14 protein-coding genes and 1 tRNA gene are annotated in these 14,722 nt (G+C 68.0%); 8 read left to right on the top strand and 7 right to left on the bottom strand.

Going from position 1 to position 14,722, the window contains the following annotated elements; genetic code table 11:
- Position 1 precedes the first annotated feature (1 nt).
- Positions 2 to 1,498 carry a CoA-acylating methylmalonate-semialdehyde dehydrogenase gene (locus FA702_RS09890; protein ID WP_136956011.1) on the bottom strand — a complete coding sequence of 499 codons (1,497 nt, stop codon included), beginning with the start codon at positions 1,496 to 1,498 and terminating at the stop codon, positions 2 to 4.
- Between the two features lie 103 nt (positions 1,499 to 1,601).
- Here FA702_RS09890 and FA702_RS09885 point away from each other — a divergent pair, with 103 nt between their 5' ends.
- On the top strand, positions 1,602 to 2,498 hold the full coding sequence (locus FA702_RS09885) for a LysR family transcriptional regulator (RefSeq protein WP_136957342.1): 897 nt from the start codon (positions 1,602 to 1,604) through the stop codon (positions 2,496 to 2,498).
- Positions 2,499 to 2,532: 34 nt separating this feature from the next.
- On the opposite strand, the gene FA702_RS09880 is transcribed toward FA702_RS09885, so the two are convergent.
- On the bottom strand, positions 2,533 to 2,856 hold the full coding sequence (locus tag FA702_RS09880; protein WP_168196044.1) for a DUF3297 family protein: 324 nt from the start codon (positions 2,854 to 2,856) through the stop codon (positions 2,533 to 2,535).
- A 79-nt stretch (positions 2,857 to 2,935) separates the two neighbouring features.
- Here FA702_RS09880 and FA702_RS09875 point away from each other — a divergent pair.
- From FA702_RS09875 to FA702_RS09855, 5 genes are all read left to right on the top strand, one after another.
- Positions 2,936 to 3,010, top strand: a tRNA-Val gene (locus FA702_RS09875).
- 96 nt (positions 3,011 to 3,106) lie between these two features.
- Positions 3,107 to 3,298, top strand: a complete 192-nt coding sequence (locus FA702_RS09870; RefSeq protein ID WP_210417527.1) for a DUF2892 domain-containing protein — start codon at positions 3,107 to 3,109, stop codon at positions 3,296 to 3,298.
- A gap of 75 nt (positions 3,299 to 3,373) precedes the next feature.
- Positions 3,374 to 4,654, top strand: coding sequence for a serine--tRNA ligase (serS, locus tag FA702_RS09865; protein ID WP_136956010.1), 1,281 nt, complete (start codon positions 3,374 to 3,376; stop codon positions 4,652 to 4,654).
- The gene (locus FA702_RS09860) at positions 4,654 to 5,463 is read left to right on the top strand and encodes a M23 family metallopeptidase (RefSeq protein ID WP_136956009.1); all 810 of its coding nucleotides are present in this window, start codon (positions 4,654 to 4,656) and stop codon (positions 5,461 to 5,463) included. The genes serS and FA702_RS09860 overlap by 1 nt, the downstream gene beginning before the upstream one ends.
- Positions 5,460 to 6,506: a TrkA family potassium uptake protein gene (locus tag FA702_RS09855; protein ID WP_136956008.1), complete on the top strand. Its 1,047-nt coding sequence runs from the start codon at positions 5,460 to 5,462 to the stop codon at positions 6,504 to 6,506. The genes FA702_RS09860 and FA702_RS09855 overlap by 4 nt, the downstream gene beginning before the upstream one ends.
- Before the next feature lie 13 nt (positions 6,507 to 6,519).
- On the opposite strand, the gene FA702_RS09850 is transcribed toward FA702_RS09855, so the two are convergent.
- The gene (locus tag FA702_RS09850) at positions 6,520 to 6,930 is read right to left on the bottom strand and encodes a DUF1761 domain-containing protein (protein WP_210417526.1); all 411 of its coding nucleotides are present in this window, start codon (positions 6,928 to 6,930) and stop codon (positions 6,520 to 6,522) included.
- A gap of 149 nt (positions 6,931 to 7,079) precedes the next feature.
- Here FA702_RS09850 and rimO point away from each other — a divergent pair, with 149 nt between their 5' ends.
- Positions 7,080 to 8,474 carry a 30S ribosomal protein S12 methylthiotransferase RimO gene (gene rimO / locus FA702_RS09845; RefSeq protein WP_136956007.1) on the top strand — a complete coding sequence of 465 codons (1,395 nt, stop codon included), beginning with the start codon at positions 7,080 to 7,082 and terminating at the stop codon, positions 8,472 to 8,474.
- A 16-nt stretch (positions 8,475 to 8,490) separates the two neighbouring features.
- On the opposite strand, the gene FA702_RS09840 is transcribed toward rimO, so the two are convergent.
- The 4 genes from FA702_RS09840 to FA702_RS09825 form a co-directional block, all read right to left on the bottom strand.
- Positions 8,491 to 10,128 carry a M20/M25/M40 family metallo-hydrolase gene (locus tag FA702_RS09840; protein ID WP_136956006.1) on the bottom strand — a complete coding sequence of 546 codons (1,638 nt, stop codon included), beginning with the start codon at positions 10,126 to 10,128 and terminating at the stop codon, positions 8,491 to 8,493.
- A gap of 135 nt (positions 10,129 to 10,263) precedes the next feature.
- Entirely contained in the window at positions 10,264 to 11,817 is a 1,554-nt protein-coding gene (locus FA702_RS09835; protein ID WP_136956005.1) for a hypothetical protein, read from the bottom strand.
- 109 nt (positions 11,818 to 11,926) lie between these two features.
- Positions 11,927 to 12,925, bottom strand: coding sequence for an inorganic phosphate transporter (locus tag FA702_RS09830; protein WP_136956004.1), 999 nt, complete (start codon positions 12,923 to 12,925; stop codon positions 11,927 to 11,929).
- A 23-nt stretch (positions 12,926 to 12,948) separates the two neighbouring features.
- The gene (locus tag FA702_RS09825) at positions 12,949 to 13,596 is read right to left on the bottom strand and encodes a DUF47 domain-containing protein (RefSeq protein WP_124809659.1); all 648 of its coding nucleotides are present in this window, start codon (positions 13,594 to 13,596) and stop codon (positions 12,949 to 12,951) included.
- Between the two features lie 294 nt (positions 13,597 to 13,890).
- Here FA702_RS09825 and FA702_RS09820 point away from each other — a divergent pair, with 294 nt between their 5' ends.
- Positions 13,891 to 14,721 carry a TorF family putative porin gene (locus FA702_RS09820; protein ID WP_125954433.1) on the top strand — a complete coding sequence of 277 codons (831 nt, stop codon included), beginning with the start codon at positions 13,891 to 13,893 and terminating at the stop codon, positions 14,719 to 14,721.
- Position 14,722: the final 1 nt, after the last annotated feature.

The raw sequence follows: 14,722 nt of genomic DNA, 5'->3' as shown, positions 1-14,722 counted from the left end.
CTTATCCCATCGTCGGAATGACGAAGGCGTTGCCCCCGTCCGGCGAACCGTCGGGCCAGCGCTGGGTCACGGTCTTCACCTTGGTCCAGAACTTCACGCCTTCCATGCCGTGCTGGTTGGTATCGCCGAATGCCGAACGCTTCCAGCCGCCAAAGGTGTGATAGGCCACCGGCACCGGGATCGGCACGTTGATGCCGACCATGCCGACATTGACCCGCGCCGCGAATTCACGCGCAGCATGGCCGTTGCGCGTGAACAGGGCGACGCCGTTGCCGTACTGGTGCTTGGAGGGAAGCGCGAGAGCTTCCTCGAAGTCCTTCGCGCGCACGATCTGGAGTACCGGGCCGAAGATCTCGTTGTGGTAGCTGTCCATGTCCGCGGTGACGTGGTCGATCAGCGTCGGGCCGACGAAGAAGCCGTTCTCGTGGCCCTGCAGCGTGAAGCCGCGCCCGTCGACGACGAGTTCGCCGCCTTCCTCGACGCACTTCGCGATCCAGCCCTCGATCTTCTCCTTGTGCGCCTGCGTCACCACCGGGCCGTAGTGCGCGTCGGGATCGGTCGAGACGCCGACCTTGAGCGCCTCGATCGCCGGAATTAGCTTGGCCTTCAGGCGCTCGGCGGTGTCTTCGCCCACCGGCACCACTACCGGCAGCGCCATGCAGCGCTCGCCCGCCGAACCGAAAGCGGCGCCGGCCAGGTCGTTCACCACCTGGTCGAGATCGGCGTCGGGCATGACGATGCCGTGGTTCTTGGCCCCGCCCATCGCCTGCACGCGCTTTCCGGCGGCCACGCCCCGGTTATAGACGTAATGCGCGATGTCCGACGAGCCGACGAAGCTGACCGCGCCGATCGCGGGATGATCGAGGATCGCATCGACCATTTCCTTGTCGCCCTGCACCACCTGGCAGATGCCTTCGGGCAGCCCGGCCTCGAGGAACAGTTCGGCCAGCCGCACCGGCACCGAGGGATCGCGTTCCGAAGGCTTGATGATGAAGGCGTTGCCGCAGGCGATGGCCACGGCCGACATCCACAGCGGGATCATCGCCGGGAAGTTGAACGGGGTGATGCCCGCGCCGATGCCGATCGGCTGGCGCATCGAATAGACATCGATGCCCGGTCCCGCGCCTTGGGTATATTCGCCCTTGAGCACGTGCGGGATGCCGCAGGCGAATTCCACCACTTCCAGGCCGCGCTGGATGTCGCCCTTCGAATCCGCGATGACCTTGCCGTGTTCGGACGAGAGCAGGCGGGCCAGCTCGTCCATGTTCGCTTCGACCAGCTCCTTGAAGCGGAACATCACGCGGGCGCGGCGCTGCGGGTTGGTGGCGGCCCAGGCGGGCTGCGCGGCCTGCGCGGCGGCAACCGCGCGATCGAGCACCGCCTGATCGCCCAGCGCGACCTGCGCCTGCACGCCGCCGCTGTTGGGATCGAAGACGTCGCTCTTGCGAGCGGGGGCGCCGCCGGGACCACCGACGATGAAATGATCGATCAGGCGCATTGCGCGAATCCTCTTCCTGACGGGATCGAAATGACCTCGGCGCTGTCCTGCACTCCGGACCAGTTGCAGGCAACCGGTGATTGTGCGAGTTCTACCTGCAATGATGCAGGCTCCCGACTGGAACGACTATCAGGCCTTCCTCGCCATCGCCCGCGCCGGGCAGCTGGCGCGCGCGGCATCTGCGATGGGGGTGGACGCCACCACCATGGGCCGCCGCCTGCGCCGGCTGGAAGCGCGCGTCGGCGCGACGCTGTTCGAACAGACGCGCGAAGGGCAGGTGCTGACCGAGGCGGGCGAGGCGATGCTCGTCGATGTCGAGGCGATGGAGCAGGCCGCCAGCCGCATCGCCGAAAGCGCGGCCGTATCGGGCGGGCTTTCGGGCCTGCTGCGGGTGAGCCTGTCCGAAGGCTTCGGCACCTGGTTCGTCGCGCCGCGCGTCCACGGATTCACCGAAGCGCACCCGCGCCTGATGGTGGACCTTGTCGCCTCCACCGGGTTCCTCAGCCCGTCCAAGCGCGAGGCGGACCTTGCCGTCACGCTTTCGCGCCCGCGCGCCGGGCCGGTGATCGCGGGCAAGCTATCGGACTATGCGCTGCGGCTCTATGCCTCGTCCACCTACCTTGCGGCGCACGGCGCGCCCGAACGCCCGGCGGACCTGACCGCGCGCCACAGGCTGGTCGGCTACGTGCCCGATCTGCTGTTCGCGCCCGAGCTGCGCTATCTGGCGGAGATCGAACCCGACTTGTCCGCCGCGTTGCGCAGCTCGTCGATCATCACGCAATACCGCATGATCGCGGCCGGGGCCGGCATCGGCGTGCTGCCCTGCTTCATTGGCGACGACGATACCGCGCTGGTGCCGATCCTGCCCGAACGGCGCATTACCCGCTCGTTCTGGGTCGTGACGCACAAGGACACGCACAACCTTGCCCGCGTGCGCGCGTTCAAGGACTGGCTGACCGGAATCGTGGTGGCGGAGCGGAGTCGGCTCCTGCCGGGGTAGGGGATGATCGGGTTCGCGCAGGCGAACCCGGAAATCAGGCTTTCGCGACCGGCGCGTCCTCGCCCAGATCCTCGTACCAGGCTTCGACCGGGCCGTTGAGCTTCAGCGTCAGCGGGTTGCCCTTGCGGTCCATGGTCTTGCCCGCCTGCACGCGCACCCAGCCTTCGGAAATGCAGTATTCCTCGACATTGGTGCGCACCGTGCCCTTGAAGCGGATGCCAACCCCGCGCCGCAGCTTGTCGGCATCGAAATGCGCGCTGCGCGGGTTGATGGCCAGCCGGTCCGGCGGCACGTCCGCGCCAGTGGTCGGGGTGCCGGTTGCGGTTTCGGGCGTCTGGTCGGAAGCGTGGTCGTTCATGGGAAAACGCCTCTATCCCGCTTTCCCCGCTTGTCAATTGACGCGCGGATGTCTAAGGGCGCGCTTCCGCAACGGAAGTGGGCGCGTAGCTCAGCGGTAGAGCACACCCTTCACACGGGTGGGGTCACAGGTTCAATCCCTGTCGCGCCCACCACTTCCCTGGTCCTCACGACATTTCGGCTTTGACGGGCATCAATGCCCGCGCTTCTCCTTGCGTCCAGAACGGCGCGGCAACTGGAGGAGAGGTTTCATGCTGAACTTCAACGTGGGCGGCATCGATCGCGTGCTGCGGATCGTGCTGGGGCTGGTGCTGATCGCGATGGTCTTCGTTGGGCCGAAAACGGGCTGGGGCTGGATCGGCCTTGTGCCGCTGCTGACCGGGCTGTTCCGCGTTTGCCCGCTCTATTCGCTGATCGGCGTGAACACCTGCCCCCGGCGATAGACGTCCCCGTTTCTCCGATCGGCCTTTTCCCGATCGGGTTGCAAGGGCCGCGCCGAGACGGCATAGCCCCGGACCATGCACGATATCCGCCTGATCCGCGAAAACCCCGCCGCTTTTGACGCCGCCCTTGCCCGCCGGGGCGTGGAGCCGGTGGCGCAGTCCATCCTCGCGCTCGACAGCGCGCGGCGCGATGTGGCGACGCGGATGCAGGAATCGCAGGCCCGCCGCAACGAGGCGTCGAAGGCGATCGGCGCGGCCATGGGCAAGGGCGACAAGGACACGGCCGAGGCGCTGAAGGCCGAAGTCGCCGCGCTGAAGACCGAACTGCCCGTGCTGGAGGACGAGGAGCGCCGGCTGACCGCGCAGCTCGCCGACGCGCTGGCGGCATGGCCCAACCGCCCGGCCGACGACGTGCCGCCGGGCGAGGACGAGGCGCAGAACGTCGAGGTCAGCCGCTGGGGCACGCCGCGCGCGTTCGATTTCACCCCGCTCGAACATGCCGATCTCGGCCCGGCGCTGGGGCTCGATTTCGAAACCGGCGCGCTGATTTCGGGCGCGCGCTTCACGTTCCTCAAGGGCGGGATGGCGCGGCTGCACCGCGCGCTGGCGCATTTCATGCTGGACCGGCAGACCGGCGAGAACGGCTATCTGGAATGCATCCCGCCGCTGCTGGTGAAGGACGAGGCGGTGTTCGGCACGGGCCAGTTGCCCAAGTTTGCCGAAGACCTGTTCCGCACCACCGACGGCCGCTGGCTTATTCCCACCGCTGAAGTCAGCCTGACCAACGCGGTGCGCGAGCAGATTCTGGCTGAGGCCGCGCTGCCGATCCGCATGACCGCGCTGACTCCGTGCTTCCGTTCGGAAGCCGGTGCGGCCGGGCGCGATACGCGCGGGTTCATCCGCCAGCACCAGTTCGAGAAAGTGGAGCTGGTCTCGATCACCCGGCCCGAGGATTCGGAGGCCGAGCACGAGCGCATGACCGCCTGCGCCGAAGGCGTGCTGCAGGCGCTGGAACTGCCCTATCGCAAGGTGCTGCTGTGCACCGGCGACATGGGCTTTACCGCGCGCAAGACCTATGACCTCGAAGTCTGGCTGCCGGGGCAGGGCGCCTACCGCGAGATTTCCTCGTGTTCCAACTGCGGCGATTTCCAGGCGCGGCGGATGAACGCGCGCTATCGCCCGGAAGGGCAGAAGGGCACCGAGTTCGTCCATACGCTCAACGGGTCGGGCCTCGCGGTCGGGCGCACGCTGGTGGCGGTGCTGGAGAACGGCCAGCAGGCCGATGGATCGGTGGACCTGCCCGCCGCGCTGCACCCCTACCTTGGCGGGCTGACGCGGCTGGTGCCGCAGGGCTGATGCGCGCGCGGCGAACGGCCGCCGGATTCGCGGCGCTGCTGCTGGCGGCGGCGCCGGCCGCGCCATCGTTCGCCCAGAACGCCGCCGGCTCCGGGGCTGGCGCGCCGATCATCGCCTGGACCTACGAAGTCCAGCCGGGCGATACCTTCCGCGCCATCGCGCAGCGCATGGGCGTGACCATGGAAGCGCTGGGGCGGGCCAACGGCATTCCTTCGCCCTATATCATCCGCGTGGGGCAGGTGCTGAAACGGCCCGATCCGATGCCGGTGCCCTGGCGCCCGGCCCCCGTGCCGACGCCGGCTCCGCAGACGTCGACGCCACCCAAGGCGACGCCCCGGCCCGCGCCAGCGCCGCGCCCGGCGCCGCCCTTGCGCCCCGCGCCGGCCCCGCATGTGCGCGAGGCGGGCGCGCCTGCGCTGTCCTGGCCGGTATCGGGCGCGGTGCTGAGCCGCTTCGGCACGCCGGTTCCATCGGGGTCGGTCGCTTCCGGCCAGCGCAACCGGGGCATCGATCTCGCCGCCTACGCCGGGCTGACGGTGCGCGCCGCCGGTGCCGGCACCGTGATCTTTGCCGGCAACGAGCCGGAGCGCTTCGGCCAGCTGATCGTCATCGATCACGGACAGGGCTGGGTCACCGCCTATGCCTATCTCGGGCAGGTGCGGGTGAAGGAGGGCGATGTTGTAAAGGCCCGGCAGGCGATCGCCAGCATCGGCAAGAGCGGGGAGGCGAAGCGGCCGACGCTGCACTTCGAACTGCGCCGCGACAACGATCCGCGCGATCCGGTCGTGTACCTGCCAGTCCGGCTGTGAGGCCGGTCGGGCACCAGGCACTGCGCCGGCTGATCCGGGTTCCGGTGTGGGCCGACATCGCGTTGCGGCTATCGGCCGCCTTCGCGCTGCTGGCGCTGGTGGTGCTGATCCACTGGATCGACCGCGAAGGGCTGGCCGACAACCACGACGGGCACGTCAGTTTCCTCGACGTGGTCTATTTCACCATGATTTCCATCACCACGACCGGGTTCGGTGACATCGCGCCGGTCAGCGACCGGGCGCGGCTGATCGAAACGGTGATCGTCACGCCGATCCGCCTGGCGGTGATCTTCATCTTCGTGGGCACGGCCTACAACTTCATCATCAAGCGCAGCTGGGAGAGGTGGCGCATGGCGCAGATCCAGAATGCCCTGTCGGGTCACGTCGTGGTGCTGGGCTTTGGCATATCGGGTTCCGAAGCGGTCGCCGAACTGATCGCGCGCGGCACCGATCCCGCGACGATCGTGGTGGTCGACGGGGCGGAAGGGCGGCTGGCGGAAGCCGAGCGCATGGGGTGCAACGTGCTGCCCGGCGACGCCACGCGCGACACCACGCTGATCGACGTGCGCATCGCCAGGGCCAGCGCCATCCTGATTTCCGCGGGGCGCGACGACACCTCGATCCTCATCACGCTGACGGCGCGGCATCTGGCGCCCGGCGTGCCGATCAGCACCGTGGTTCGCGCCGCGGACAACGAAGTGCTGGCGCAGCAGGCGGGCGCCACCAACGTTATCAACCCGGTGCGCTTCACCGGGCAACTGCTGGCCGGCACCGCGCACGGGCAGCACACGGCCGGCTATCTTTCTGATCTCGCGTCCATTTCCGGGCGCGTCCACCTTGTCGAGCGACCGGTGCGCGACGAGGAAGTGGGCCGGCCGCTGACCCGCCTGGCATCCGGCGGGCAGGGCTTGCGCATCTATCGCGCGGGCAAGGCCTATGGCTTCTGGGAAGAAGAAAGCAGGCAACTGGCGCCTGGCGACATGATCGTGGAAATCGTGCCTACCGCGCCGACCGATGGCGCTGTCGGCGCGTCCATGGCCTAACCGTCGCCAGCGATCAGTGGATCAGGAAGAACACAAGCCCCATCGCCAGGTAGGCGACCATCCAGAATCCGGCGTCGATGAGCGCGAGGCGGGTGGAAATCCGCTGCTGGGTATAGCTGATCCACAGCGACGGGATCACGAAGGCACCGGCAAGGCCGCCCGACATCATGAAATAGAGCCAGGGCTTCACCGCCAGCGTTTCGGGGCCGACGCGCGCGAACATGTGCCCCATCATCGATGCCGTCACCAGCAGCAGCGCGGCCGTGATCGCCAGCGTGCGCGCGGGCGCGGTGCGGGTGCCGAGGCCACCGGGGCCGACCTCTTCCAGCTTGGCGCGGCCGAACAGCGGCCCATACCACACCGCGGTCACCGTCAGCGCGGCAAGCATAGCGAGAAACACCGCCAGCCAGTTCACCGGACCCATTCTGCTCTTTCCTCGCTTCCCGCCTCGCGAGACGGTAGCGAGATGACGTCACATTGGCAATTCGCGGGCGCTGCGATGATGGCTGATGACGCCGAATGATGATGCCGCATGATGACGGGCGGCGCGAATCCGCGTAAGGCGCGGTCGCCATGACATCCCAGAATTCCCCCATCACGCTTCCCGAAGCGCCGCGCGTCGGCATGGTCAGCCTTGGCTGCCCCAAGGCGCTGGTCGATTCCGAACGCATTCTCACGCGCCTGCGCGCCGATGGCTATGCCATGAGCGCGGACTATGCCGGGGCGGACGTGGTGCTGGTCAACACCTGCGGCTTCCTCGATTCGGCCAAGGAGGAAAGCCTGGCCGCGATCGGCGAGGCGATCGCCGAGAACGGCCGCGTGATCGTGACCGGGTGCATGGGCAACGAGGCCGAGCTGATCCGCGCGAAGTTCCCCGACGTGCTGGCGGTAACCGGCGCGCACCAGTACGAGGCGGTGGTGGAAGCGGTGCACGAAGCCGCGCCGCCCGGCATGGGGCCGTATATCGACCTGATCCCGCAGGCGCTGGACGACCAGGGCGGGATCAAGCTGACGCCGCGCCATTACAGCTACCTCAAGATTTCCGAAGGCTGCAACCACGCCTGCGCGTTCTGTATCATCCCCAGCCTGCGCGGAAAGCTGGCCAGCCGGCGCATCGACGCCGTGCTGCGCGAGGCGGAGAAGCTGGTGGCGGCGGGGACGAAGGAACTGCTGGTCATCAGCCAGGACACCTCGGCCTATGGCGTGGACGTGCGGCACGAGGAGCGCCAGTGGAAGGGGCATCCCGTGCGCACCCACATGACCGATCTGGCGCGCGAGCTGGGCCAGTTGCGCACCCCGCAGGGCGAAACGCCATGGGTGCGCCTCCATTACGTGTACCCTTACCCCCATGTCGACGCGGTGATCCCGCTGATGGCCGAAGGGCTGGTGACGCCCTATCTCGACATCCCGTTCCAGCACGCCAGCCCCAGCGTGCTGCGCGCGATGAAGCGGCCGGCGAATGAGGCCAAGGTGCTGGACAGGCTGAAGGCCTGGCGGGAAGTGTGCCCCGACATCGCCATCCGGTCGAGCTTCGTGGTCGGCTTCCCCGGCGAGACCGAGGCGGATTTCCAGTACCTGCTCGACTGGCTGGACGAGGCGCAGCTCGACCGTGTGGGCGGCTTCCGCTTCGAACCGGTGGACGGCGCGAGCGCCAACCACCTGCCCGATCCGGTGCCGGAGGAGGTCAAGGAGGAACGCTACGCCCGTCTGATGGAAAAGACCGAGGCGATCAGCGCGGCCAAGCTCGCCGCCAAGGTCGGCCGTACGATCCAGGTGATCGTGGACGAGGTGGGCGAGCCGGACGAGGACGGCGATCTGGGCGCGACCGCGCGCAGCCAGGCCGACGCCCCGGAAATCGACGGCGCGGTCTATCTGCGCAACGTGCCCGCTACGTTGAAGCCGGGCGATTTCGCGCAGGTGCGGATCGAGGACGCCGACGCGCACGACCTCTACGGCGTGATCGCCTGACGCGATCCATCGCGCTCTACTGGTTCGGGTCCGCCACCTTGAACGGGTCGGTCGGCGCGGGCTGCGTGGGCAGCGGGCTGCGCGGCAGTTCCTTGTCGCTGTTGGCGGCCTGCCACAGCATGCCCGCCAGGATCACCGAGGCCTGGCGCATGTCGTCCGCGCGCATGTGGTCCAGCGTGTCGATGCTGGAATGGTGGACGCGGCTGTCGTAATCGAGCGGGTCCTGGATGAACTGATAGCCGGGCAGGCCGATCGACTGGAGATAGACGTGGTCGGTGCCGCCGGTCTTCTCCGCGACGACGCGGCCCGCGCCCATCGATTTGAACGGGGCCAGCCAGTCGCTCAGGATTGCGCCCGCGCCCAGGTTGCCCTCGGCATAGATGCCGCGGAACCGGCCCGATCCGTTGTCCATGTTGAAATAGGCTTTCAGCGCCGCGTATTCGGCCTTCGGCGTGATCGGGAAGGCGTTGCGCCACGCCACATAGGATTCGATGCCCGTCAGCGCGGGATCGACCGGGCGCGAGGCAAGGTGCTGTTCGATATAGGCGCGCGAGCCGAGCAGGCCCTGTTCCTCGCCGCTCCACAGCGCGAAGCGGATAGTGCGCTTCGGCCGGACGCCCAGCTTGGCGATCAGCCGTGCGGCCTCGATCACGGCGACGCTGCCGGCACCGTTGTCGTTGGCGCCGTCGCCCGCGATCCAGCTGTCGAAATGCGCGCCGGCCATGACATAGCCCGCCTTGGGATCGGTGCCGGGGATTTCGGCGATGACGTTCTCCGCCATCAGGTTCTTGTCGTCGAAGCGCGCCTCGATGTTCAGTTCGATCTCGGGCGCGGCGCCGGTCTTCGCCAGGCGGACGAGGCGGCGGTAATCCTCCTGCGCCAGTTCCATCGCCGGCACGGCCAGCGTCTTGCCGGGCACGAAGTCATAGCCTTCGCCATGGACCAGCTTGCCGTCGCGATAGCTCATGCGCACCAGCGCGAGCGCGCCTTCGGCCTTGAGGAATTCGGTCAGCTTGCGCAGGAAACTGCGGTTGCGGATCTGCAGCGCGGCGGCTTCGGGATCGAAGCGCGGCTGGTCGAACTTGTCGAATTCGCCGATCTCGGCATCGGTATAGCGCTTGAACACCGGGTCCTTGGATTCGCTGGTCGCGCCCGGCAGCGAGACCAGCACGATGCGGCCGGCGAGCTTGCCTTTCCATTCGGCGAAGTTCTCTTCCCGGCTCATCGGCGCGACGATCACCGGCGCGCGCACCGCGCCCGTGGTCGGCGGCGACCACGCCACCGGAATTGCCGTCAGCGCAAGCGGGCGGGGCGAGACCATCGCGGCGGACCAGCCATCGGCGTTCCAGCCCAGCCCGAAGTTGAACGGTTCGGCGTGGATGTTGGCCAGGCCATAGCCGCGCAGCACGTCCATCGCCCAGCGTTCGGCCTTGCGGTGGTTTTCCGAATTGGTGAGGCGCGGGCCGATGCCGTCCATCAGCTGGCTGGCGGTGGTCATCACCGCGCTGCGGTTCATGCCTTCGTCGATGATCCGCGCGACGGCGGCGTCCTCGGCCGGCCCGGCCAGCGCGGGCGCTGGCAGCAGCGGCGCGAGCAGGACAGAGAGCGCGGCGGCGGCGCGAAGGGCGCCACGAAAGGCAGGACGGCTGGACATGGAAAAGGTTCTCCCCGGAAGGGTTCGGGCCGAAATGGACAAGGCTGCATCCTGCCATCGCCGCGCGCTTTGCCAAGGGGCAATGCCCGGAAATCCCACGCCCTTTTTGGCCACTTCCCGCGCGCGATCGCGTCGTCAGCGCCGCGCGGGGCGCAGGTCTTCCGGAAGATCGCGGCCCGCGCGATCATAGGCGGCGCGCAGATCGGCGTCGGCGTCCATGAGTTCGCGTGCGTGGGGCGCAGTGCTGGCGGAATCGCTGACGATGTCCACACCTTCTGGCTGGAGCAGCGCGAGCCCGTAGGAACGCATCTTCGCATCGGCGAGGCCGTCCTTCAGGAACTGCCGTCCCGCCGCATCATCGCCCAGGCACTGCGCAGCCTGTACCGCCGCATCAACCGAATCCCGCCAATGGGCATAGATCGCCTCGCGCAGCAGGCGCTGGTCCTGATCGGGTTGGGCGTGGTGCATCGCGCACAGGCGCTGCGCCGATGCGGACAGCCGGGCATAGGGCGAACCCTGCGCGTTGGCGACTTCGGTGGCGAGCGCGGCGGCCAGCACCGCCCGGTCCCACGCCCCGTGGCGCACCAGCCGTTCCGCGCGGTTGATGACGAAATTGACCATCCAGCCGCGCTCGCGCCAGGGCAGGGCGGTGAGCCGGTCGAACAGCGCGTCCGCCTCGGCCGTGCGGCCCAGCGCGTCGAGCGCGCGGACCTCGGCATTGATGATCCAGCCGTCGTACTCGCCCGCCTTGCGCAGCCCCTTGTCGGTGTGATCGATCCGCTGCGCCGCCGCGATCGCCTCGTCGAACCGTCCGGCATCGACCAGCGCATCCACCAGGCGCGACAGCACCGTGTGGTCTTCCGGCGCCTTGGCGAGATCGGCCGTGGCGGCTTCGACGCTTTGCAGCAGTATCGTTTGAGCATGGGGGCCGACGCGGCGGGCCAGCATGGGCCAGCCGTTTTCGTAGTCGCGGTCGACCAGCATATCGAGAGCAGTCTTCGGGAAGCGCAGCTCGCCCACCAGCATGTCTGCCACGGCGGTATCGCCCGCCGCCAGCGCCGGGCGCAGTGCCTTGGCCGCCACGGGGCCGCGCATATCGGGGGTGAGTGACGGAAACGCCGGCGACCGGGCAAGCGCCAGCACCGCGCGATCCTGGTTACCGATGGCGGCCGTGCGCAGGCCGACGAAGATGGCGGGCCGCTGCAGGCCGGCGAACTCCGCCGCGTTGCCGCGCGCCGCGACATGGCCAAGGTGCTCGGCATAGGCATCGCCGTTACCCGCGCGCAGGGCGGCCTGCATGGCGAGGAAATCGACCAGCACGCGCAGTTCGTCCCCGTCGCGGCCGAAACCCAACCCTTCGGCCTCCTCCCCCTCGCGCAGCGCATCGGGATAGCGGTCCTGGAACAGCGCGCAGTTGGAACGGAGCAGCGCGGCAATGGCCATCAGCCGCTGCGCCGGACGCCGCCGCGCCATCTCGTCGGTATAGGGCACGGCCTCGCAGACGGCGGGTTTGCCCAGCTTGACCACTTCTTTGCCGAACCGGTCGAACAGCGCGGCGTCGTCCATCGCCGCGATCTTTTCCGCCGGGGTCGCGGCGCGGGCGGGGGTGGCAAGCGGGACAAGGGGCAGGGCCGTGGCCGCCAGCCCCGCGCCTGCCATCAGCGCGCGAAAACCTGCGCGAACCGTCATATGCCCATGCCCCTGTTGCCGCGCGCCAAACCCCGCGCCGGCGCACAGTGTCGCGCGGGAAGCCGGCTGTCAAAGCCCGAACGGGCCTATGCTCAGGACAGCTCGGCGTTCAGAACAGGCGGGTGAGCAGGTAGAACGCGGCGCCCACGGCGGCGCTGGCGGGAATGGTGATGAACCACGCCACGACCACGCGCGTCGCCACGCCCCAGCGCACCGCGCTGGCGCGGCGGGCCGCGCCGGTGCCGACGACGGAGCCGGTGATGGCGTGCGTGGTCGAGACCGGAATGCCCATGGCACTGGCGCCGAACACCACGATCGAGCCGGCGGTGGAGGCGCAGAAGCCGGTGTGATGATTGAGCTGGGTCAGTTTGCTGCCCATCGTCTGGATGATCTTCCAGCCGCCCGAGAGCGTGCCCAGCGAAATTGCGGCGTAGCAGGCGATCACGACCCATTCGGGCACGTGGAATTCGCCTTTCAGCGTGCCCGTGGAATAGAGCAGCACCGCGATGATCCCCATCGTCTTCTGCGCGTCGTTGCCGCCGTGGCTGATCGAATAGGCCGCGCTGCTGACCAGGTGGAGCGACTTGAACACCCGCTCCGCCCGGCGTGGCTGGAAGCCGCGGAACAGCCAGCTGGTGATCAGCACCATCAGCATGGCCAGCGCGAAGCCGATCATCGGCGACAGGAAGATCGCGACGATCGTCTTGCTGGTGCCCGAGCTTTCCACTGCGCCGAACCCGCCGTGCATGATGCCCGCGCCCAGCAGGCCGCCGATCAGTGCGTGGCTGGACGAGGAGGGAATGCCCTTCACCCAGGTCAGTACGTTCCAGAACATCGCGCCGATCAGCGCGCCGAACACCACCGCCGGCGTCACCACGTCCTTGTCGATGATGCCCTTGCCCACCGTTTCGGCGACGTGCAGGCCCACCATCCAGTAGGCCACGAAATTGCCGACGGCGGCGAACAGCACCGCCTGTACCGGCGAAAGCAGCCGCGTGGAAACCACCGTGGCGATGGAGTTGGCCGCGTCATGCAACCCGTTGAGGAAATCGAAGGCCAGCGCCAGCGCGATGAGGCCGACCAGCAGCGGAAAGGCGATTTCGTGCATGGTGCGCGTTCCCGGCCGGCCGATCAGGCGTGGTCGATGACGAGGGCGTCGATCTCGTTCGCGACATCCTCGAACGCGTCGGCGATCTTTTCGAGGTGCTTGTAGATTTCGCGCGAGACGATGAAGGCGACCAGATCGCCATCGCCGCGCCGGGTGATGAAGTTGGCCTTCAGCCCCGCCTGGTGAACAAGGTCCACTGCGCCTTCCAGCTTGACGATGCGCTCCGTCAACTGGTGCAGGCGCGCGCCGTTGCGTTCCACGTCGCGCAGCAGCGGCATCGCTTCCGCGATGAGGTCGCAGGCTTCGACGATCTTGTCGGCCATGGCCTGCATTTCCGGCTCGAACTTCGCGACTTCGTAAAGCTCGATGGCCGATGCGGCGGCCTGCATTTCGTCGATCGTATCGTCCATGGCGGCGATCAGCGAGGTGATCGCGCCGCGATCGAACGGGGTCAGGAACGTGCGGCGCACGGTGTAGAGCACTTCGCGGATGATATCGTCCGCCTCGTGCTCGCGCTTGCGGATCGTGGCGATGTATTCCGCCGCGTTGCCTTCCGAACGGGTCAGGCGCGAGAGCGCCTCGGCGGCGGCCACGAGCGTTGCGGCGTGGCGTTCGAACATGTCGAAGAAATCGCCGGACTTGGGCAGGAGGCGCTGGAACCAGCCGAACATCGCTATCGCTTCCGTAAAAAGTTCTGTCCCTGGAGCGAATCGCGGTCTGCGCGCGGTGCTCGTCGCGCGCACTAGGAGAGTTGCCCGCCTCTCTCAATATGAACGTGCCATATTGTCCACCGGCGCGGCGGCGCGCGAGCCAGCAATGTTTCCTTACACAAAGGCAAAATGGGGGCAAAAATGGCTGCGTATCCCAACGGCTCCGGCGTGAAGCGGCCCCACACCAGACAGAGTGGCAGCGCGCGGCGGACGCAGGCGGAACGTTCCCAAGACAAGTCCAGGGAGGACGTTCCAATGTTCTATCGTGTCGCGGCGGCGGTTGCCGCGCTTGCTTTCTCGGTCCCCGCGCTGGCCCAGGAAGCCCCCAAGCCCATTACCGTTTCCGGGTCTGCCGCCATCGTTTCGGACTATCGCTTCCGTGGCGTGTCGCAGAGTGACCGCGCGCTGGCCGTGCAGGCCGGTCTGACCGTGTCGCACGAAAGCGGCCTCTATGTCGGCACCTGGGCTTCCAACCTTTCGGGCTGGGGCACCTTCGGCGGTTCCAACACCGAACTGGACATCTACGGCGGCTACAAGATGCCGATCGGTGGCGTCACGGTGGACGTGGGCCTGACCTGGTACATGTATCCGGGCGGCGCGGACAAGACCGACTTCGCCGAGCCCTACGTCAAGCTTTCGGGCACCGTCGGCCCGGTCAGCTTGCTGGCGGGCGTTGCCTATGCGCCCAAGCAGGAATCGCTGGGCCGCTGGTATCTGAGCGGGGCGTCCTACGCCACCGGCGTGCCCGATGCGCCGGGCGCCAAGTCGGACAACCTCTACGTCTGGACCGACGCCAGCGCGGCGATCCCCAACACCCCGGTCACGCTGAAGGCGCATGTCGGCTATTCGGACGGCAACGCCGGCCTTGGTCCCAACGGCACCTCGGTCGCGCCCACGGGCAAGTATGCCGACTGGATGCTGGGCGCCGACGTGGCCGTCGGCCCGGTGGTGCTGGGCGTGGCCTATGTCGATACCGACATCAGCAACAAGGAAGCGCTCTACCTCCAGCCGAACTTCTCGCAGACCAAGAACGGCTCCTCGATCGCCGGCGCGGCGGTGGTGGTTTCGGGCACCGTTGCCTTCTGAT

It is taken from the genome of Novosphingobium sp. EMRT-2 (assembly GCF_005145025.1).
GTDB lineage: Bacteria > Pseudomonadota > Alphaproteobacteria > Sphingomonadales > Sphingomonadaceae > Novosphingobium.
Note: the sequence above shows the minus strand (reverse complement) of the source record. Positions and strands in the feature narration are given on the sequence as shown.